The sequence below is a fragment of the Achromobacter sp. GQ309 genome, assembly GCF_059759315.1.
On sequence record NZ_JCAXDP010000004.1, the window covers coordinates 432,933 to 453,341 of the forward strand.

The window sequence follows — 20,409 nt, forward strand, 5'->3', positions numbered from 1 at the left end:
GCACAAATGTAGAAAAGGGCCTGCGCAGACCCTGAGCCTCAACAAAGGCTCAGACCGGCAGGCCCAGTCCGCAAGGCGGCAATCAGTAGCGTAGCGTGAGCGACGCGTAGAAGTTGCGGCCGGGGGCGGGGTACAGGCTGTAGTTGGCGACGGGACCCAGCATCTCGAACGAGGCGTTGCCGCCGCGGATGCCGTACGTGGCGTACTGGCGGTCGAAGATGTTGTTCACGCCCACCGCGCCTTCGATGTTGCGGGTGAACTTGTACGCGACCTTGGTGTTGAACAGCACGTAGGCGTCCAGTTCCTTGTCGAACTGGTTGGCCTGGTCGTTGTCCATGCGCGACTTGCCCACGTATTGCGCCGACACGTTCCACAGGAACGCATCGGTGGGGCGCCACGTCACGCCGGCGTTGGCCAGCCACTTGGGCGCCAGCGGCACGGTCTTGCCGGCCAGATCAACGCCGGCATAGGTGCCGGAGCGGAACTGCGCTTCCATCCAGGTCAGGTTGGCGTCCACGGTGACGCTGCTGGACAGCGCGGTGTGGCCTTCAAGCTCGATGCCCTGGCGGCGGGTCGGATCCAGGTTGGTGTTGGCGCCCGTGCCCGGGCCCCACAGGCCGTCGGCCAGCGGGTTGTACTGGATCTCGTTGGTCAGGTCGTAGTGGAAGTACGACAGGCGCGCGCTGCTGCTGGCCGACTGCCAGGTGACGCCGATTTCCTTGTCGGTGGACGTCTGCGGGGCCAGCGGCGACTGGACCGACAGCAGTTCGTCGGCGTTGGGCAGGCGGAAGCTGCGGCCGACCTTGCCGTACAGGCCGAAGCCGCCGGACAGGTCCTGGCGCACGCCCAACTGCCACGCGGTCAGGTGGTGGCTGCGGTCGGACGGCGTGCCCGAGCCCGAAATCACTTCCAGGTCGTCGGACGCGTACTGGCGGCGCACGCCCGCCGTGATGTAGGTGCTGTCGGTGGCGCGGATCTGGCCTTCGGCAAACAGGCCGTACTGATGCTGGCGCGACTGCCACTTCGACGGTTCGAAGTCGTAGTAGGCGTTCTGGTCGGCGGTGGTCTTGGCTTCCTGCGCATCGGCGCCGAAGACAACGCTGTGGCCGCCGTTGATCGGCAGGCGGTAGCGCACGCTGGCGATGTTCTCTTCCAGCTTCTGGTCGCGCAGCGTGTCGCCGAAACCGTCGTAAGTCAGGCCGCTGAGCTTCTTCTCGCGGGTCGACAGGTCCGAATACAGCACGCCGGCGCCGATGGCCTGCTCAAGTTGCAGACCAAACGTGGTGGTCGTGGTCTTGACGTAATCGACGTCGTTCTTCGAGCCGCGCGGATCGTCCTGGAATTCGTTCACGCCCGTGAACGGGTTGATCGTGCGCGGACCGGGCAGTTCCAGCTTCTGCGTGGTGGTGCGGCCGTACAGGCGAATCGAGCCGTCGTTGTGGCGGAAGGTGATGCCGCCGCCGCCGCCTTCGCGGCGCTCGCCGCTGTTGTCGCGGTAGCCGTCGCTGTGCAGCGACTGCATGTAGGCGTCAACGCCCACCTTCTCGTTGTTCATCGCGACCGCGGCGTCGTACTGGCGCAGGCCGTAGCTGCCGAACGTGGCGGTGGCGCGGGCGGTGACCGGTTCCTTGGCAAAGTCGGAGCGGGTGATGATGTTGATCACGCCGCCGGTGGTGCCGCCGCCGTACTGCACGGAGCCGCTGCCGCGCACGATTTCGATGCGTTCGACCTGATCCAGCGGCACCACGCCCAGGCTGGGCGCCGAAAGGTCGTTGGTGTTCTGCTTGACGCCGTCGATCAGGATCAGCGTGTTGCTGGCGCCGGTGATGCCGAAGCCGCGCAGGTCGACGATGGCGTTGTCGCTGGAGCTGGTGGTGTTGATCAGGTTGATGCCGGCCTGCGTGGACAGCAGGTCCTGCATGGTGCGCGCGCTGCTGGCCGCGATGTCCTCGGCGGTGATCACCGAGATCGACACCGGCAGCGTGCGGCCGTCGGTGGGCACGCGCTGGGCGGTGACGGTGATGCTGTCGAGTTCGGACGTGGCGGGAGCGGTTTGCTGGGCGGCGGCGATGGCCGGAGCGGAACAGAGCAGGGCGCCGGCATAGCGCCGGATGGAGCGGGCTTTCATCTACAAGACCTCGGTGCAGCCCGCGACCCCGCAGGCCATTCACGATGGGAAGGATGCCGGCGCGCCGGGCGAGCCGAAAGGCCGCGTGGCGGGAAACAGGCATCCTGACGAGCGAACAGGCCGGTATCGGGCTGCCATGGGCGCCAGGCGCGCATGGGGACCGTTGCGGGGGCAGCACAGGCTGGACGGGCGGCGCTGCGGCGGCCTTGCGGGCGGCGCGGCACTGCGGGGGCGTCTTCCTGTTTCCCGTTTATCTTTCGCTCGCGGCGGGCAAGTGTTGCGTGCTTGCCCAACCTGATGCGCCGAAAGCACCGGTTCGGGGCCGAAACTGTATCACCGTGAGGCGCGCGAAGGCCCATTTTGTTACGATCAGGGCTTGTTTTTTCGGCGTTTTTCGCGTTTTAGCCACATCCGCGCTGCCGTGGCCAACCTAATCCGGACCTGATCGTGTCGTATCCCCGCCTGCCGTACCCTCCCGAAGCCTATACCCGCGGCGGCGACTTTGCCCGCCTGCTGGGCAAGCGCATCCTGATCCTGGACGGCGCCATGGGCACCATGATCCAGCGCTACAAGCTGGGCGAAGCGGACTTCCGCGGCGAGCGCTTTGCCGATCACGGCAAGGACGTGAAAGGCAACAACGAACTGCTGTCGCTGGTGCGGCCAGACGTCATCTCGGAAATCCACCGCCAGTACCTGGACGCGGGCGCCGACGTCATCGAGACCAACACCTTCGGCGCCACCACGATCGCCCAGGGTGACTACGACCTGCCCGAACTGGCCTACGAGCTGAACCTGGTGTCGGCGCAGCTCGCGCGCGAAGCCTGTGACGCCTACAGCACGCCCGACAAGCCGCGCTTCGTGGCGGGCGCGCTGGGCCCGCAGCCGAAGACGGCTTCCATTTCGCCGGACGTGAACGACCCGGGCGCGCGTAACGTCACGTTCGACGAACTGCGTGTCGCCTATATCGAGCAACTGAACGGCCTGCTCGACGGCGGCATCGACATCGTCCTGATCGAAACCATCTTCGACACGCTGAACGCCAAGGCCGCCATTTTCGCGACCGAGGAAGTGTTCGAGGAACGCGGCATCCGCCTGCCGGTGATGATCTCCGGCACGGTGACCGACGCGTCCGGCCGCATCCTGTCCGGTCAGACGGTCGAAGCCTTCTGGAACTCGGTGCGCCACGCGCGTCCCGTCACCATCGGCCTGAATTGCGCGCTGGGCGCGGCGCTGATGCGCCCCTACGTGGCCGAGCTGTCCAAGATCTGCGACACCTACGTCTGCGTGTATCCCAACGCCGGCCTGCCCAACCCCATGGCCGAGACCGGCTTTGACGAGACCCCGGCCGACACCTCGGCGCTGCTCGAGGAATTTGCGCGCGCGGGCCTGGTGAACATGTCGGGCGGCTGCTGCGGCACCACGCCGGACCACATCCGCGCGATTGCCGAGAAGGTCACGGCGCTGACGCCGCGCGTCGTGCCCGAGATCGCCGTCAAGACCCGCCTGTCGGGCCTGGAGCCGCTGAACATCGACGAAGACACGCTGTTCGTCAACGTGGGCGAACGCACCAACGTGACGGGCAGCAAGATGTTCGCCCGCCTGATCCGCGAAGAAAAATACGACGAGGCGCTGGCCGTGGCCCGTCAGCAGGTCGAGAACGGCGCGCAGATCATCGACATCAACATGGACGAGGCCATGCTGGATTCGGTGGCCTGCATGCATCGCTTCCTGAACCTGATCGCGTCAGAGCCCGACATCGCGCGCGTGCCGGTCATGATCGACAGCTCGAAGTGGGAAGTCATCGAGACCGGCCTGAAGTGTGTGCAGGGCAAGGCGGTGGTGAACTCGATCTCCATGAAGGAAGGGCTGGAGCCCTTCCGCCATCACGCCCGCCTGTGCCGCCGCTATGGCGCAGCGGTGGTGGTGATGGCGTTCGATGAACTCGGCCAGGCCGACACACTGGAGCGCCGCAAGGAAATCTGCGGCCGCGCCTACAAGATCCTGGTCGAGGAAGAAAACTTCCCGCCGGAAGACATCATCTTCGACCCGAACGTCTTCGCGGTCGCCACCGGCATCGACGAGCACAACCACTACGCCGTGGACTTCATCGAAGGCACGCGCTGGATCCGCGAGAATCTGCCGCACGCGCGCATCTCGGGCGGCGTGTCCAACGTCAGCTTCTCGTTCCGCGGCAACGAGCCGATGCGCGAGGCCATCCACACCGTGTTCCTGTATTACGCGGTCAAGGAAGGCATGACGATGGGCATCGTCAACGCCGGCCAACTGGGCGTGTACGCAGACCTGGACGCCAAGCTGCGCGATCTGGTGGAAGACGTGGTGCTGGACCGGCCGGAACCCGTCGGCAAGACCGAAGCCGACGACGAGCGCACGCCCACCGAACGCCTGGTGCAGTTTGCCGACAGCGTGAAGGGCAGCGGCGCCAAGAAGGAAGAAGACCTGGCCTGGCGCAATGCCGAGGTCGAGCAGCGCCTGTCGCACGCGCTGGTCCACGGCATCACGGCCTTCATCGTGGAAGACACCGAAGAGGTGCGCCAGAAGATCGCAGCGCGCGGCGGCCGTCCCATCGAAGTGATCGAAGGCCCGCTGATGGACGGCATGAACGTCGTCGGCGACCTGTTCGGCGAAGGCAAGATGTTCCTGCCGCAGGTCGTGAAATCCGCCCGCGTCATGAAGCAGGCCGTGGCGCACCTGATTCCGTTCATCGAGGAAGAAAAGCGCCAGATCGCGGCCGCGGGCGGCGACGTGCGCGCCAAGGGCAAGATCGTCATCGCCACCGTGAAGGGCGACGTGCACGACATCGGCAAGAACATCGTGTCGGTGGTCCTGCAGTGCAACAACTTCGAAGTCGTGAACATGGGCGTGATGGTGCCCTGCGCGCAGATCCTTGAGAAAGCCAAGGAAGAGAACGCCGACATCGTCGGCCTGTCCGGCCTGATCACGCCCAGCCTGGAAGAGATGGCGTACGTGGCGTCGGAAATGCAGCGCGACGAGTACTTCCGCAGCCGCAAGGTGCCGCTCATGATCGGCGGCGCCACCACCAGCCGCGTGCACACCGCCGTCAAGATCGCGCCCAATTACGAAGGCCCGGTGATCTACGTGCCGGACGCCAGCCGTTCGGTAGGTGTGGCCACCAACCTGATGTCCGACCAGTCGGAAGCCTACCTGACGGAATTGGCCGAAGAGTACGAAGACGTGCGCCGCCGCCATGCCAACCGCAAGGCGACGCCGATCCTGCCGCTGGCCGAGGCGCGCGCCTCGCGTCCGGCGATCGACTGGGACAACTACACGCCGCCACGCCCCAAGTTCATCGGCCGCCGCACCTTCAAGAGCTACGACCTGGCCGAGATCGCGAAGTACGTGGACTGGGGCCCGTTCTTCCAGACCTGGAGCCTCTTCGGCCCGTATCCCGCCATCCTGCAAGACAAGGTGGTGGGCGAGCAGGCGCGCAAGGTCTTTGCCGACGGCCAGGCCATGATGAAGCGCATCGTTGAAGGCCGCTGGCTCACCGCCAATGGCGTCGTGGGCTTCTATCCCGCCAACACCGTCAATGACGAAGACATCGAGGTCTATAAGGACGAGACGCGCAGCGAAGTGCTGTTCACGTACCGCAACCTGCGCCAGCAGGGCGCCAAGCGCGAAGGCGTCAGCAACAAGTCGCTGTCGGACTTCATCGCGCCCAAGTCCAGCGGCAAGGTCGACTACATCGGCATGTTCGCCGTCACGGCCGGCCTGGGCATCGAAAAGAAGGAAGCGGAATTCGAGAAGGCGCTGGACGACTATTCCAGCATCATGCTCAAGTCGCTGGCGGACCGCCTGGCCGAAGCCTTCGCCGAATGCCTGCATGCGCGCGTGCGCCAGGACCTGTGGGGCTACGCGCCCGACGAGGCCCTGTCCAACGAAGACATGATTGCCGAGAAGTACGTGGGCATCCGCCCGGCGCCGGGTTACCCGGCCTGCCCGGAACACGTCGTGAAGACCGACATGTTCCGCGTGCTGGACGGTGAGGACATCGGCATGATGCTGACGGACAGCTACGCGATGTACCCGGCGTCCAGCGTGTCGGGCTTTTACTTCAGCCACCCGCAGTCGCAATACTTCAACGTGGGCGTCATCGGCGAAGACCAGCTCGAAGACTACGCCCGCCGCAGCGGCCGCAGCATCGAAGACCTGAAGCGCACGCTGGCGCCCAACCTGGGCTGACGCGGCTGACTGCCGCGAAAGCCCAGGCTGAGGCTAACGCTGGACCCGGGGCGCAGCGATGCGCCCCAATATCTTTTCGATGGCCACGCCAATCGCGAGCACCTTGCGGTCCTCGCCCGGCAGGCCGTCGATCTCCAATCCCACCGGCAGGCCTTGATTCGACAGCCCGGCCGGCACGCTCAGGCCAGGGAGGCCGGCGTTGCTGCCGGGATCCACATTGCGCGCCAGGCGGGCAAAGGTTTCGAAACTGCTGGCTTCGGGCGTGGACGCGGGCGGCGGGACCGGCACGGTCGGAAACAGCAGGCCGTCCAACGCGTGTTCCTTGAAGGCGCGGCGATAGACGTCGATGAGCTCACGCCGGCCGCCTGCGATGGCCTGTTCGTACAGCGGTTGCAACGGCAGGAGCTGGCCGTCCGGCGTGGGCAGCACGCCCGGCACGATCAGGTTGTCGAAAATGCCCTTCACGTCGGGGCTGGAAATCTGCGCGACTACCTCATCAAAGCTCACCCCCACGTGATAACGCGCCAGATAGGCCGTCAGATCGGGCTTCTGCTCGAACAGGCATAGCGGCATGCCGACCGCCGCGTTGGCGGCGGGCAGGTCGGGCATGTCCATGTCCACCAGCGTCACCCCGGCCGCGCGCAGCGTGTTCAAGGCAGCTTCTGAAACCGCCTGCACGTCGGGATCGAGGTCGGCCCAGAAGTACGCGGCCAGGCCCAGGCGAATGCCTTCGGGCGGCAGGGGCGCCAGCGGCTCGGTCTGGCCCGTGAGGATCGCATCCAGCAGCACGATATCGGCCATGCCGTTGGCGATGGGTCCGGGTGTGTCGCGCGTGTGAGAAATGGGGGTGATGCCCGCGCCGTCGTAGCGGCCCACGGTGGCGCGGAATCCGGCGGCGCCGTTCACCGAAGCGGGCAGGCGCACCGAGGCGCCGGTATCGGTGCCCAGCGCGGCGGGCGCCAGCCGCGCGCCCACCGCCGCGCCGCTGCCGGACGACGAGCCGCCAGCGATCAGGCGCGCGTCGTAGGCGTTGCGCGTGCCATCGCCATCCGGGCCGGGGAAGGCGGTGTTGAAGCCGGACACGCCGAACGCCAGTTCATGCATGTTGGTCTTGCCCAGGATGACGGCGCCGGCCTCGCGCAGCCGCTGCACGACGGGCGCGTCCTCGGCGGGGCGGAAGTCTTTCAGCGCTGGTGTGCCAGCGGTGTTCGGCAGCCCCGCGACGTGGATGTTGTCCTTGATGGCGACGGGCACGCCGCCCAGCAGGCCGTGGCCGGGCGCCGCATCGTAGGCGCGCGCCTGCGCCAGCGCGCCGTCGCGGTCGACCGTGATGAACGCGTTCAGGTCCTGGCGGGCGTCGATGCGGTCCAGGCTGGCTTGCGTCAGCGCAACGCTGGTGAGGCGGCCCTCGCGGATGTGTGCTGCCGCCTCGGTGACGGTCAGGTCCGCCAGATTGGCGGGCAAGGGCTGGTCGGTTGTGCTGGGCATGTCGCTTTTCCTTGGCTGTCGTTCGATCCGTATCTATACAGGGGCCGCGCGGGGGCTGTCGAGAGGCGATCCGGCGGTTGTCTGGGCGTTGCCCGAACGTTGCCGGTCGGCGCGTAGTGGAAAACCACGATGGCGGAAATTGGTGGACCAAATACGATTTGGTCAGACCAATTTGAGGCGCCATGACGTTGCATTCGCTTTCCAAGCCCGAAGTCCCCGCCGGCCGTGTCGCACTAGACCGCGGTTACTTGCGGTTGGCCGCGCAGATCCATGCGCTGGTGGCGCAGGGGGAATTTGCCGCGGGCCAGCGCCTGCCGGCCGAGCGCGCGCTGGCCGAGCGCTTCGACGTCAGCCGCACGTCCGTGCGCGAGGCCATCATTGCGCTAGAGCTGCAGGGCGTGGTGGAGGTTCGGGGCGGCTCGGGCATCTATGTCTGCGAACCGGACGCGAACCGACCGTCCGCGATGCCGGAGGCGGGCGCCGGCCCCTTCGAGCTCCTTCGCGCCCGCTGCCTGATTGAATCCGAGATCGCCGCGCTGGCAGCTTCCACCCGTACCGACGCGGACCTCGACCGCATTTTCGAGGCGCTGACGGCCATGCGCGACCGGATGACGAACAAGGACGCCAACGCCGAGGCGGACCGCCGCTTTCATCTGTGCATTGCCCAGTCCACCGGCAACAGCGTGCTGCTGGCCACGGTGACGTCGATGTGGGATCAGGCCCGGGGGCCGGTCTGGGAAAAGATGGAACAGCATTTCCATACGCAGGCGTTGCGCCAGGCGTCGCAGGCCGATCACCAGCGCATCTTCGGCGCGCTGGTGGCCCGCGACGCGCAGGAGGCGCGGCAGGCGATGCGCGATCACCTGGAACGCGTGATCGGCGAATTTGCACAGGGGTGGCGCTGATGCTGAACTGCATGATCCACGGGGCGCAGGACCTGCGCCTGGACACCTCGGACTCGCAGCCCTTGGGACCGTCGCAAGTGCGCGTCGGCGTCAAGGCCGTGGGCATCTGCGGATCGGACCTGCATTACTACCGGCACGGCCGGGTGGGCGATTTCGTCATCCGCGAGCCGCTGACGCCGGGTCACGAGGCGTCGGGGCAGGTTTTGGAAGTGGGTGCGGACGTGACGGCGGTCAGGCCCGGTGACCGCGTGGCGCTGGACCCGGCGCGCACGTGCGGCGTGTGCCGCTATTGCCGGCAGGGCGATTCGAATCATTGCGAGTCGGTGCATTTCTTCGGCAGCGCCAGCCGCTTTCCGCACATGCAGGGCGCGATGCGCGAAGAGGTGGTGGTCGACGCGCGGCAGTGTGTGCCCGTGCCGGATTCGCTGTCGTATGAACTGGCTGCGTTTGGCGAGCCGCTGGCCGTCGCCCTGCATGCCGTGCGCAGCGCGGGATCGTTGCTGGGCAAGACGGCCATGGTGGTCGGCGCGGGTCCGATCGGCGCGTTGATCCTGATGGCCGCGCGCCTGGCGGGCGCCAGCCGGGTCATCGTGGTGGACATTGTGGACCAGACACTGGCGGCGTGCGCCCGGGTGGGCGCCACGCAAACCATCAACGCGGCCACGGACCCGGCCGCCCTGGGCGCGCTGGCCGCGGGCAAGGGCACGGTGGACGTGTGTTTCGAGGCGTCGGGCAGCTATGCCGGCCTGGCAAGCTGCCTGCGCGCGGCGCGTCCGCGTGGCGTCGTCGTGACGGTGGGAACGCTGTCCGGCAGCAGCGCGGATTGCCCGTTCAACCAGATCATGGTCAAGAGCCTGTCGTGCATCGGCAGCTTCCGCTTTGTGGACGAATACGCGATGGCCGTGGATTGCCTGGCCCGCGGCCTGGTGGATGTGTCGCCGCTGCTGACGGCGGCGGTGCCCGTCGCGCACGTGCATGACGCCTTTGCGCTGGCGGGTGATCGCAACCAGGCGATGAAGGTGATGGTGACGTTCTGATCCTGCGGCCGCGTTGTGCGGCCGTCCCTTTCCTGTAGCCGGAAGTCCAAGATGAAGATTACGAATGCACGCGTGATTGTCTGTTCTCCGGGCCGCAACTTCGTGACCCTGAAGATCGAAACCGACCAGGGCCTGACCGGCATTGGCGATGCGACGCTGAACGGGCGCGAACTGGCGGTGGCCGCCTACCTGACCGAGCACGTCATCCCCTGCCTGATCGGGCGCGATGCGCATCAGATCGAGGACATCTGGCAGTACCTGTACAAGGGCGCGTACTGGCGGCGCGGGCCGGTCACGATGACCGCGATCGCCGGCGTGGACACCGCGCTGTGGGATCTGAAGGCCAAGGCCGCCGGCCTGCCGCTGTATCAGCTGCTGGGCGGCAAGAGCCGCAGCGGCGTGATGGTCTACGGCCATGCCAACGGCTCCGACATCGAGCACACGGTCGACGAGGTGCTGCGCTACGCCGACATGGGCTATCGCGCCATCCGCGCGCAAAGCGGCGTGCCGGGGCTGGAAAAGGTCTATGGCGTGGGCCGCGGCACGCTGTTCTACGAGCCCGCCGACGCCGACCTGCCCAGCGAGCACGACTGGTCCACCGAAAAATACCTGCGCCACGCGCCGCAACTGTTCGAACGCATCCGCGAAAAGCTGGGCTTCGAACACCATCTGCTGCACGACGTGCATCACCGCCTGACGCCCATCGAGGCCGCGCGGCTGGGCAAGTCGCTGGAGCCGTACAGCCTCTTTTGGATGGAGGACGCCACGCCCGCCGAGAACCAGGAGGCCTTCCGGCTGATCCGCCAGCACACCACCACGCCGCTGGCGGTGGGCGAAATCTTCAACACGATCTGGGACTGCAAGGACCTGGTGCAGAACCAGCTCATCGACTACATCCGCACCACGGTCGTTCACGCGGGCGGCATCACGCATCTGCGGCGCATTGCCGACATGGCGTCGCTCTATCAGGTGCGCACCGGCTGCCATGGCGCCACGGATCTGTCGCCGGTCTGCATGGGGGCGGCGCTGCACTTCGACCTGTGGGTGCCCAATTTCGGCATTCAGGAATACATGCGGCATACCGACGAGACCGATGCCGTGTTTCCCCACTCCTATACGTTCGAACAGGGCATGCTGTATCCGGGCGAGGCGCCGGGCCACGGCGTGGATATCGACGAGAAGCTGGCGGCGCGATATCCGTATCAGCGCGCGTATCTGCCCGTGAACCGGCTGCAGCACGACGGCACGCTATGGAACTGGTAGGCAAAGGCGGCCGGCTGAATGCGGGGGCGCTGGATGGCCTGCCCGCGCATGTCGCGCGGCCGGGATATGACCGGGACGCGCTCGGCATCGGCATCGTGCATCTGGGCCTGGGCGCATTCGCGCGTGCGCATCTGGCAGCGGTCAACGATGCGGCGCTGCGCGCCGGAGCGGGGCCGGACTGGGGCATTTGCGGCGTCTCGCTGCGCCACGCCGACACGCGCGACGCGCTGGCGCCGCAGGACGGCCTGTATGCGCTGGCGTTGCGCGATGCCGACGGCAGCGGCGCGTCGCGGCAGCGTGTGGGTGTCATCGGCTGCCTGCTTGAAACGCTGGTGGCGCCCGAGGACCCGCAGGTCGTGCTGGCGCGCATCGCGGCCGCCGGCACGCGCATCGTCAGCATCACGGTCACCGAGAAGGGCTATTGCCATGATCCCGCCAGCGGCAGGCTGAATCTGGATCATCCCGACGTCGTGCATGACCTCGCGAATCCCGAGTCGCCGTGTGGCGTCATCGGTTTTGTGGTGCACGGCCTGCAACGCCGCCGCGCGATGGGCCTGCCGCCGATCACGGTCATGTCGCTGGACAACCTGCCCGCCAACGGCCACTTGCTGCGGGCGCTGGTGCTGACGTTCGCGGCGCGCGTCGACCCGGCGTTGGCGGACTGGATTGCATCGGCGTGCGCGTTTCCCTGCTCGATGGTCGACCGCATCGTGCCGCGCACGACGGACGCGGATCGGCACGAGATCGCCGCGGCATTGGGCGTGCGCGATGCGTGGCCTGTGGTGGCCGAGCCCTATCTGGAATGGGTTGTCGAAGACCGCTTCGCGGCGGGCCGGCCGGACTGGACCGCGGGCGGTGCGCGTTTCGTGATGGACGCCGCGCCGTTCGAGACGCTGAAACTGCGCATGGTCAACGGCGCGCATTCCGCGCTGGCGTATCTGTCGGTGATGGCGGGGTGGGCCACCGTGGACGAGGCGATGGCGCGGCCCGGCATGCGGCGGTTCCTGGGCGCGCTGATGGGCCAGGAGATCGAACCGACGCTGCCGCCGTTGCCGGGGCTGGATATCGAGAAGTACCGGCAAGGCCTGTTGCAGCGATTCGCCAATCCGGCGCTCAGGCATCAGACGCGGCAGATTGCGATGGACGGCTCACAGAAGTTGCCGCAGCGGCTGCTGGGGACGGTGCGCGACCGGCTGGCGGCGGATGCGCCAATGCCGGGTCTTGCGTTGGCCGTGGCCGGGTGGCTGCTTTTCCTGCGCGGACAGGATGAGGCCGGGCGTGTCTATGAGGTCCAGGACCCGTTGGCCGAAGCGCTGGCGCATCGGTATGAGCAGGCCGAACGGGCGGCGGAGCAGGCGGGCGAGGGGCCCGCGGCGATGCTGGCGTGGGCGGGCGTCATGACGGGGTTTGAGCCGGTGTTCGGTGACCTCGGCCAGGAGCCGCGGTTTGTGCGGGCGGTGGGCGCGGCTGCGCAGTTGCTGCGCAGCCTGGGCGTGGTGGGGGCGCTGGCCGCGATGGAGCCGTCGAGAGTGGACTGATTCAGCCCGGCTTTCTCACCACAATCGTCGCCGTGTCGCTCGTAAAAGACCCGTCCTCGCGCACGTCGAAATGCGCGCGCACGACGTCCGGCGCGATGCCGAACATGTGGCGCAGCGCAGCCACCAGCGTGTCGGGCGTGCGCATGCGCGTGACCCACGACTGAAACTCCAGCGGCAGGCGGCGCGGCGCCAGTTCCTGCAGCGTGAAGCCCGCTTCGGTCAGCATGCGGGTCCATTCGGCCACCGAGTAATCGCGCACGTGCGAGGTGTCGCGCAGCACTTCTATGGTCTGCAGCCAGGTGTCCAGCAGCGGTTCGCCCGGCGACACCACGTCGGCAAAGACGGCAATGCCGCCCGGCTTGAGCACGCGGAAAGCCTCGCGCAGGCCGCGGCCGGCGTCCTGCCAATGGTGCGTGGAATAGCGCGACATCACCAGGTCGAATTCGGCGTCGCCGAAAGGCAGGTACTCGGCCTTGCCCTGACAGGTCACCAGATTGGCGAGCCCGCGCTTGGCGGCTTCGGCGGCGACGACGTCCAGCATCTGCTGCGACAGGTCGTAGGCGGTCACATGCGCCACTTTTGGCGCCACGTGAAAACTCACGTGCCCGCCGCCACAGCCCAGGTCCAGCACGCGCGCGTCCGGGTGCTGGCCGGCGACCGCGGCCATTTGCAGCAGGTCTTCGCCCTGGGCGTGGACGGCGCTGGTCAGGTAGGCGGCGGCGCGGGGGCTGAATTGGCGGTCGACGGCGGCGTCGTGCGAGCTGGCGGTCATGAGGGGTCCTCGTGTCGGAAAGGCTGTTGGGGGCGGAATCCTGGCCGGAATGTTGCCGGGAATGCTGTCGAGATCGTTGTCGGAATTCCTTTCGGGATTGCGAAAGGATGCAGGCGCTAAGATAGGCGGGCCCGTATACACGTACAAGCCCATTACTCATCCTGGTATGAACACTTCCCCCCAGCCCGTCACCCCCGGCCACGAAGGCTCGCATCTGCGCCGTCACGCGCTGGGCGAATTTGTGCGCAGCGCGCGGTCGCGCATCACGCCGCAGATGGCGGGTCTCCCCGAGGGATCGCGCCGCCGCACGCCCGGCCTGCGGCGTGAGGAAGTGGCGCAGCTGTGTGGAATCAGCGTCACCTGGTACACATGGATCGAGCAGGGACGCGAGGTGTCGGTCTCGCCCTCGGTGTGGTCGCGCATCGCGGGCGTGCTGCAGTTGGCGCGGGCCGAGCGTGCGTACCTCTTCGATCTTGCTGATTGCGCCGACCCGCAGCACGCCCGCGACGACGCCGGCGGCGCGCCGGGCCCGCTGCAGGAATGCGTGAACGCGATCAACGCGCCCGCCTATGTGCTGGACCGCGCCTGGAACGTGCTGGCCTGCAACGCGCCGCTGGTCGACCTGTTCGACCACTGGCCCGAGCGCGATCCCGAGCCCAACCTCCTGCGCTACATCTTCCTGGATCCCGCGGCGCGTGAACTGGTGGTCGACTGGGACCAACGCGCCCGCCGCGTGGTGGCTGAATTTCGCGCCGACGCGGGCGCGCATCTGGACGAACCGGCGGTGCTGGCGCTGCTGGACAGCCTGAGCCGGCAAAGCGTGGTTTTCTCGCATTGGTGGACGCGGCACGCCGTGGTGGAACGCGAAGGCGGCCTGCGCGAATTCCAGCATCCGCAGCGCGGCAAGCTGGCGTACCAGCAGATCACGTTCCGGCTGGCGACGCATCCGGATTTGAAGCTGGTGATGCTGCTGAGCGGGGCGGGTGTCTGAAACCTCAATGAGGCGGCGTCGTAGTTTGACCGGTGTCTGACACCGCTCAAGCTCACACCGGTTAACCCGCCGAATCGCTACGCCGCGTTTTCCTCGCCGAACAGGCTGTCCTGCATCCCGGCATCAACCAGCCCCTGCAGCAGTTTCTTGACGGGCGCCGGCAGCGCCATCATCCCCAGCTTGTCTGCAGGCACCCAGCGTTCCGGCAACGCCGGTTCGCGCAGGGCAACCGCGCGCACCGGCACAAGCCAGGGCCGGATGTGCAGGCGGTAATGCGTGAACGTGTGGGCGAAGGCAGCCAACTCGAAGCGCTGTTCCGGCTCCAGCCCCAGCGCGCGCGACGCGGTGTCGGGATCACCCGCCGCATCAAACTCCGGCAGGCTCCACAGCCCGCCCCAGATGCCGGGTTCGGGACGCTGTTGCAGCAGGAACGCGCCCTGGTGCCGCAGCACCAACATACAGGTCTCGCGTTCGGGGATCGCCTTGCGCACCTTGGGCGTGGGCAGTTCGGCCTGTCGACCTTCGCGGCGGGCAACACAGGTCTCCGCCACCGGACATCTGTCGCAGGCGGGTTTGCCGCGCGTGCAGAGCGTGGCGCCCAGATCCATCAGCCCCTGCGTGTAGGCCGCCATGTCCAACCCGGGCGCTGCGTCCACCTGCGCATGCGCCAGCGCCCAGAGACGCTGCTCGACCTCGCGCTTGGCGGGATCCCCGGCAATGCCGAAGTGTCGTGTGAATACCCGCTTGACGTTGCCGTCCAGGATGGGCGAGCGCTCGCCGTTGGAGAACGCGGCAATGGCCGCGGCAGTCGACCGGCCGATGCCCGGCAGCGTAGCGATGGCCTCGGCGGTGGGCGGAAAGCGGCCGTTCCAGTCGCGCACGATCTCCTGCGCGCAGCGATGCAGGTTGCGGGCGCGGGCGTAGTAGCCCAGGCCGGCCCAATAGGGCATCACGTCTTCCTGCGAGGCGGCGGCCAGCGCCGCGACGTCCGGAAAGCGTTGCAGAAAGCGCTCGTAATAGGGAATGACGGTGGCCACCTGCGTCTGCTGCAGCATGATTTCGGAAAGCCAGATCCGGTAGGGATCCCGGGTGTTCTGCCAGGGGAGATCGTGGCGGCCATGCTGGCGCTGCCAGGCGACGATGCGAGGGGCGAAGTCCATGCCGGCAATTATCGCATCGCCCTATTGCCCGCCCGAGGGCCAGGGGTTACAACCGAAAGGACTAACGCCAGCCGGCCCCGTTTTTTCGGAGCGGCGGGTGCGGCAAGCGCGATTCCGCCCGCAGAGGCGCGAACGCATCAGGACTTCACTTTCACGGCCCTTGTTGGCCCGCGTGCGTTCTGGCAAGAGGCGCGACGCTGGTGGGGGCATCCGATGTTGGAGTAGACATGAATGCCCCCCTTACGCCCGCCGTCCGCGCGGCGCTTGAATCCGTCCAGCTCGACGACAAATACACCCTGCAATCCGGCCGCGCGTGGATGAGCGGCATCCATGCGCTGGTGCGGCTGCCCATGATGCAGCGCGTGCGCGACGCGCAGGCAGGGCTGAACACGGCGGGCTTCGTATCGGGCTATCGGGGTTCACCGCTGGGCGGCGTCGACCAGAACATGTGGAAGGCCGCCGCCCATCTGAAGGCGCACCACGTCGAGTTCCAACCCGGCATCAACGAAGACCTGGCGGCCACGGCGGTGTGGGGCACGCAGCAGGTGAACCTTTTTCCCGGCGCAAAGTACGACGGCGTGTTCGGCATGTGGTACGGCAAGGGTCCTGGCGTGGACCGTTGCGGCGACGTCTTCAAGCATGCGAATGCAGCCGGCACCGCGCGCCACGGCGGCGTGCTGGTGGTGGCGGGCGACGACCACCCCGCCAAGTCCTCGACGCTGCCGCACCAGAGCGATCACATCCTGAAGGCCTGCATGATTCCGGTGCTGTTCCCGTCCAGCGTGCAGGAAGTGCTGGATTTCGGCCTGCACGGCTGGGCGATGAGCCGCTACGCGGGCGTGTGGGTGGGCATGAAGTGCATCACCGACATCGTGGAGGTGTCGGCATCGGTCGACGTGGACCCTCACCGCGTGCGCATCGTGCTGCCCGAGGACTTCCAGCTGCCGCCGGACGGCCTGAACATCCGGTTGCCCGATACGCCGTTGCAGCAGGAAGCGCGGCTGCTGGACTACAAGCTGTACGCCGCGCTGGCCTATGCGCGCGCCAACGGGCTGAACCGCGAACTCTGGGAGGTGCCACAGCGCGATGCGCGCTTCGGCATCATGACGTCCGGCAAGGCCTACCTGGACACGCGCCAGGCGCTCTCGGACCTGGGCCTGTCCGAAGACGTGTGCCGGCGCATCGGCCTGCGTCTTTTCAAGGTGGGCATGGTGTGGCCGCTGGAGTCCGCCGGCACGCAGCGGTTCGCCGAAGGGCTGGACGAGATCCTGGTCGTGGAGGAAAAGCGCCAGGTGCTGGAATATCAGCTGAAAGGGGAACTGTTCAGCTGGATCGGCAGCGGCAAGAAGATTCCGCGCGTGGTGGGCAAGTTTGACGACAAGGACGGCGGCGAGTGGTCCGTGCCGCAGGGCAACTGGCTGCTGCCGGCGCATTACGAGTTCTCGCCCGCGATGGTCGCCAAGGCCATCGCGGCGCGCCTGTTGCGGTTCGCGTTGCCGGACGACGTGCGCGCCGGGATCGAGGCGCGGGTGGAATTCATCCGTGCGCGGGAAGCGGCGCTGGCGCGCCCGCGCGTGGTCGAAGAGCGCAAGCCGTGGTTCTGCTCGGGCTGTCCGCACAATACGTCGACACGCCTGCCGGAAGGTTCGCGCGGCATGGCGGGCATCGGCTGCCACTACATGGTGCGATGGATGGACCGCAGCACCGACGTCTTCACGCAGATGGGCGGCGAGGGCGTGCCGTGGCTGGGGCAGGCGCCGTTCACCGAGGAAAAGCACGTGTTCGCGAACCTGGGCGACGGCACCTACTTTCATTCGGGGCTGCTGGCGATTCGGGCAGCAGTGGCGGCCAAGGCGCCGATCACGTACAAGATCCTCTTCAACGACGCGGTGGCGATGACGGGCGGGCAGCCGGTGGACGGCCCGATCAGCGTACCGATGATCACGCGCCAGGTGGCGGCCGAGGGCATCGAGAAGATCGTGGTGGTGACGGACGATCCCGGCAAGTATGTGGACGTGACCGACCTGGCGCGGGACGTGCCCGTGCGCCATCGCGACGAGCTGGACGCGGTGATGCGCGAGCTGCGCGAGCATCCCGGCGTGTCGGTGCTGATCTACGACCAGACCTGCGCAACCGAAAAGCGCCGCCGCCGCAAACGCAACGCCTATCCGGACCCGGCGCGCCGCGTGGTCATCAATGAACGGGTGTGCGAGGGCTGCGGGGATTGCTCGTCGAAGTCGAACTGTCTGTCGGTGGAGCCGCTGGAGACCGAGTTCGGGCGCAAGCGCAAGATCAACCAGTCGAGCTGCAACAAAGACTTCTCCTGTCTGAAGGGCTTTTGCCCGAGCCTGGTGACGGTAGAGGGCGGCAAACTGAAGAAGCCGCCCGCGTTGGCGCAATCGGGCGGCGCGCCGGACGAGGATGTGCCGGCGCCTCGTTTGCGCAGTCTGGATGTGCCTTATGGCGTCTTCATCGCGGGGGTGGGCGGCACGGGCGTGGTGACGATCGGGCAGCTGCTGGGCATGGCGGCGCACCTGGAGGGCAAGGGCTGTTCGGTGCTGGACATGGCGGGACTGGCGCAGAAGGGCGGCGCGGTGTTTTCGCATGTGGTGTTGGCGGGCTCGCCGGACCATCTGCTGAACACGCGCGTGGCGATGGGCGAGGCGGATCTGCTGCTCGCGGGCGACTTGGTGGTGGCGACGAGCGCGGAGGCGATGGCGCGCGTGAGTCCAGGACGCACGCATGTGCTGCTGAACAGCGATACGGCGCCGACGGCCGCATTCGTGTCGAACCCGGGCTGGACATTGCCGGGGGCGAACCTGACGGCAGATCTGCAGAGCGCCTGCGGCAAGGAGAATCTTGACGCGGTGGATGCCGCAGCCATGGCGGTGGTGCTGCTGGGCGATGCGATCTATTCGAATCCGCTGATGATGGGCTACGCATTCCAGAAGGGCTGGATTCCGCTGTCGCGCGAGGCGCTGCTGCGGGCGATCGAGCTGAACGGCCAACAGGTGCCGAACAATCTCGCAGCCTTTGCGTGGGGACGGCGCGCGGCGCATGAACCCGCGGCGGTGGCGCGTTTGATGGCCAATGGGGGTGTGCCTGCCGCGCAGCCGGAAGACATCATCGAAATCACGCGGCCGCGGGCGGCAAGTCCGGTGGTGGATCTAAGGAAGCCGGCCAGTGAGTTGGCGCAGATGGTGGCGGTGCGCAAGGCGTTCCTGACGCAGTATCAGGACGCGGACTATGCCAAGCAGTACACGGATCTGGTGGACAAGGTGCTGCATGCAGAGCGGGAGGCGACGGGCACGAACCGGCTGGCGGTGGCGGTGGCGCGGTATTACTTCAAGCTGATGGCCTACAAGGACGAATACGAGGTGGCTCGGTTGTATTCGGATGGGGAGTTCTTGAAGCGGGTGGGCGAGCAGTTCGAGGGAGATTGGAAACTGCGCTTTCATCTGGCGCCGCCTTTGTTTGCACGGCGGGACAAGGATGGGCATCTGGTGAAGCGGTCTTACGGGCCGGGGATGTTGAAGGTGTTTCGGGTGCTGGCAAGGATGCGGGTCTTGCGGGGGTCTCGGCTTGATCCGTTCGGGTATACGAAGGAGCGGCGGGCTGAGCGGGAATTGATCAAGGAGTATCGGGAGACTGTGACGGCGATTCTGGGGAAGTTGAATCGCGGGAATCTGGATAAGGCGGTAGCGTTGGCTAGCGTGCCGGAGGAGATCCGCGGGTACGGGCACGTGAAGGAGGCGTCGATGGTGCGGGCCGAGGCGATGCGGGAGGAGTTGTTGAAGGGGTTTACTGCGAGGGTGGTGGCGATTGGGGTTCGGGCGGCTTGATGGTGCTTTATTGGTGTTGCCGGGCAGTGAGTGCTTGGGACGCCTCTCGGTGCCGTGTTATTGCCGGGGTTGAGTTCTTGGGACGCCTCGCGGTGCCGCGTTGTTGCCGAGGGTGGAGTTCTTGAGACGCCTCCCCGGAGCCGTGGTAATGCCGAGGGTGGAGTTCTTGAGACGCCCGGCGCGTCGTCGGCCTGGGGCGCGCGGGGCTACGATTGCGGTCCGGAGCCTTCGCTCCGGACTTCCCCGTCGTCATCGTCGTTGTCGCCTGCGGCGACTGCCTTCCGATTCCCTCGGGCGCATCTACACGCCCCGCGCGCCCCAGGCCGACGCCGCACCGGGCTTTACTGTGGAAGCTTTACGGGCGCTGGGGCGGATTGGGTTCTTGAGGTTCTTGCACGCATTCGTGTGAGATAGAAGCAGCTTGCGGCGCCCGTCACCGTTCGGCCGCGCGGGCGGCCTCCGGTGACTTACGCGGCGTCTTGCGTCGTAGCGATGACGCTTCGCGTGTGGCTGCTTCAGCCCCAGGTGTCTGACACCCAAGTGAGATTAGCGTCATACCAAGAACGTCTCCCGAGGGTGTCAGACACCGGCAGCGGCAGGCGCTCTGGCCGGGTGCAGGCGGAGATGGCAATCACCGTTAGTTGAACCTCCGTGTCCGACGCGCGCCGCCCATCACGGCTCCACCTACCGTGACGGCGGCCATTAGCAAACCAGCCGTCACCAGCGCGCAAGCGAATACCGCCACGACGACCCACCGACCCGATGCCGGGGTGCCGCCGCCCGGGCGGCAGCACTCCGGCGGCCCCGCAGATCTCCTGCCCTGACCACAGGTCTTGTAGCGCCTCATACCAAAGACCCTCGTAGCACGGCGTCGTGGTCACCGGGGAGGCGAGCGCCGTCGATGCGCCCGAGGGAATCTGAAGCTCAATAGTCGTCCTGCACGACACCCGTGACGAAGAAACTGTCTTCGTGGCCGCACTGTGGCAAGGTGGAATGCCGCTCAGGTAAAGACCGACCTTCCAGTGGTGCGTGTTAGCCCACGCCCGTACTGAAGCATGGCCCCG

At 67.0% G+C, this 20,409-nt stretch carries 11 protein-coding genes; 7 read left to right on the forward strand and 4 right to left on the reverse strand.

Going from position 1 to position 20,409, the window contains the following annotated elements; translation table 11 throughout:
* Positions 1-82 precede the first annotated feature (82 nt).
* Positions 83-2,128 (reverse strand): TonB-dependent receptor, encoded by a 2,046-nt coding sequence (locus tag AC6CIE_RS15260; protein ID WP_175125168.1) that lies wholly within the window; start codon positions 2,126-2,128, stop codon positions 83-85.
* 447 nt (positions 2,129-2,575) lie between these two features.
* Here AC6CIE_RS15260 and metH point away from each other — a divergent pair, with 447 nt between their 5' ends.
* Complete coding sequence (metH, locus tag AC6CIE_RS15265) at positions 2,576-6,349, forward strand: methionine synthase (RefSeq protein WP_498092714.1); 3,774 nt, start codon at positions 2,576-2,578, stop codon at positions 6,347-6,349.
* 33 nt (positions 6,350-6,382) lie between these two features.
* Here metH and iaaH read toward each other — a convergent pair whose 3' ends face one another.
* The gene (gene iaaH / locus AC6CIE_RS15270) at positions 6,383-7,837 is read right to left on the reverse strand and encodes an indoleacetamide hydrolase (protein ID WP_498092716.1); all 1,455 of its coding nucleotides are present in this window, start codon (positions 7,835-7,837) and stop codon (positions 6,383-6,385) included.
* 182 nt (positions 7,838-8,019) lie between these two features.
* Between iaaH and AC6CIE_RS15275 the strand changes: the two genes are divergently transcribed.
* The 4 genes from AC6CIE_RS15275 to AC6CIE_RS15290 are packed head-to-tail and all read left to right on the forward strand — an operon-like array spanning position 8,020 to position 12,580.
* Positions 8,020-8,742 (forward strand): FadR/GntR family transcriptional regulator, encoded by a 723-nt coding sequence (locus AC6CIE_RS15275; protein ID WP_498092718.1) that lies wholly within the window; start codon positions 8,020-8,022, stop codon positions 8,740-8,742.
* Complete coding sequence (locus AC6CIE_RS15280) at positions 8,742-9,779, forward strand: L-idonate 5-dehydrogenase (RefSeq protein WP_498092720.1); 1,038 nt, start codon at positions 8,742-8,744, stop codon at positions 9,777-9,779. Before AC6CIE_RS15275 ends, AC6CIE_RS15280 begins: the two co-directional genes overlap by 1 nt.
* Before the next feature lie 51 nt (positions 9,780-9,830).
* Positions 9,831-11,042 (forward strand): D-mannonate dehydratase ManD, encoded by a 1,212-nt coding sequence (manD, locus tag AC6CIE_RS15285; RefSeq protein WP_175125173.1) that lies wholly within the window; start codon positions 9,831-9,833, stop codon positions 11,040-11,042.
* Positions 11,030-12,580: a mannitol dehydrogenase family protein gene (locus AC6CIE_RS15290; protein WP_239216106.1), complete on the forward strand. Its 1,551-nt coding sequence runs from the start codon at positions 11,030-11,032 to the stop codon at positions 12,578-12,580. The genes manD and AC6CIE_RS15290 overlap by 13 nt, the downstream gene beginning before the upstream one ends.
* A 1-nt stretch (position 12,581) precedes the next feature.
* Here the strand turns inward: AC6CIE_RS15290 and AC6CIE_RS15295 are convergent, their stop codons facing one another.
* Entirely contained in the window at positions 12,582-13,352 is a 771-nt protein-coding gene (locus AC6CIE_RS15295; protein WP_239216104.1) for a class I SAM-dependent methyltransferase, read from the reverse strand.
* A 166-nt stretch (positions 13,353-13,518) separates the two neighbouring features.
* On the opposite strand from AC6CIE_RS15295, the gene AC6CIE_RS15300 reads away from it, so the two are divergent.
* Positions 13,519-14,343, forward strand: coding sequence for a helix-turn-helix transcriptional regulator (locus tag AC6CIE_RS15300; protein WP_239216102.1), 825 nt, complete (start codon positions 13,519-13,521; stop codon positions 14,341-14,343).
* Positions 14,344-14,420: 77 nt separating this feature from the next.
* On the opposite strand, the gene mutY is transcribed toward AC6CIE_RS15300, so the two are convergent.
* Positions 14,421-15,503 carry an A/G-specific adenine glycosylase gene (gene mutY / locus AC6CIE_RS15305; RefSeq protein WP_239216100.1) on the reverse strand — a complete coding sequence of 361 codons (1,083 nt, stop codon included), beginning with the start codon at positions 15,501-15,503 and terminating at the stop codon, positions 14,421-14,423.
* A 227-nt stretch (positions 15,504-15,730) separates the two neighbouring features.
* Between mutY and AC6CIE_RS15310 the strand changes: the two genes are divergently transcribed.
* A complete protein-coding gene (locus AC6CIE_RS15310; RefSeq protein ID WP_498092722.1) occupies positions 15,731-19,345 on the forward strand; it encodes an indolepyruvate ferredoxin oxidoreductase family protein in 3,615 nt (1,204 codons plus the stop codon).
* The last annotated feature ends 1,064 nt before the right edge of the window (positions 19,346-20,409 follow it).

What these genes read in the sequence shown, in the direction of transcription:
- AC6CIE_RS15300 (WP_239216102.1), top strand. Translation starts at nt 13,519, where the DNA reads ATGAACACTTCCCCCCAGCCCGTCACCCCCGGCCACGAAGGCTCGCAT.
- manD (WP_175125173.1), top strand. Translation starts at nt 9,831, where the DNA reads ATGAAGATTACGAATGCACGCGTGATTGTCTGTTCTCCGGGCCGCAAC.
- AC6CIE_RS15310 (WP_498092722.1), top strand. Translation starts at nt 15,731, where the DNA reads ATGAATGCCCCCCTTACGCCCGCCGTCCGCGCGGCGCTTGAATCCGTC.
- AC6CIE_RS15295 (WP_239216104.1), bottom strand. Translation starts at nt 13,352, where the DNA reads ATGACCGCCAGCTCGCACGACGCCGCCGTCGACCGCCAATTCAGCCCC.
- AC6CIE_RS15280 (WP_498092720.1), top strand. Translation starts at nt 8,742, where the DNA reads ATGCTGAACTGCATGATCCACGGGGCGCAGGACCTGCGCCTGGACACC.
- iaaH (WP_498092716.1), bottom strand. Translation starts at nt 7,837, where the DNA reads ATGCCCAGCACAACCGACCAGCCCTTGCCCGCCAATCTGGCGGACCTG.
- AC6CIE_RS15275 (WP_498092718.1), top strand. Translation starts at nt 8,020, where the DNA reads ATGACGTTGCATTCGCTTTCCAAGCCCGAAGTCCCCGCCGGCCGTGTC.
- AC6CIE_RS15290 (WP_239216106.1), top strand. Translation starts at nt 11,030, where the DNA reads ATGGAACTGGTAGGCAAAGGCGGCCGGCTGAATGCGGGGGCGCTGGAT.
- mutY (WP_239216100.1), bottom strand. Translation starts at nt 15,503, where the DNA reads ATGGACTTCGCCCCTCGCATCGTCGCCTGGCAGCGCCAGCATGGCCGC.
- AC6CIE_RS15260 (WP_175125168.1), bottom strand. Translation starts at nt 2,128, where the DNA reads ATGAAAGCCCGCTCCATCCGGCGCTATGCCGGCGCCCTGCTCTGTTCC.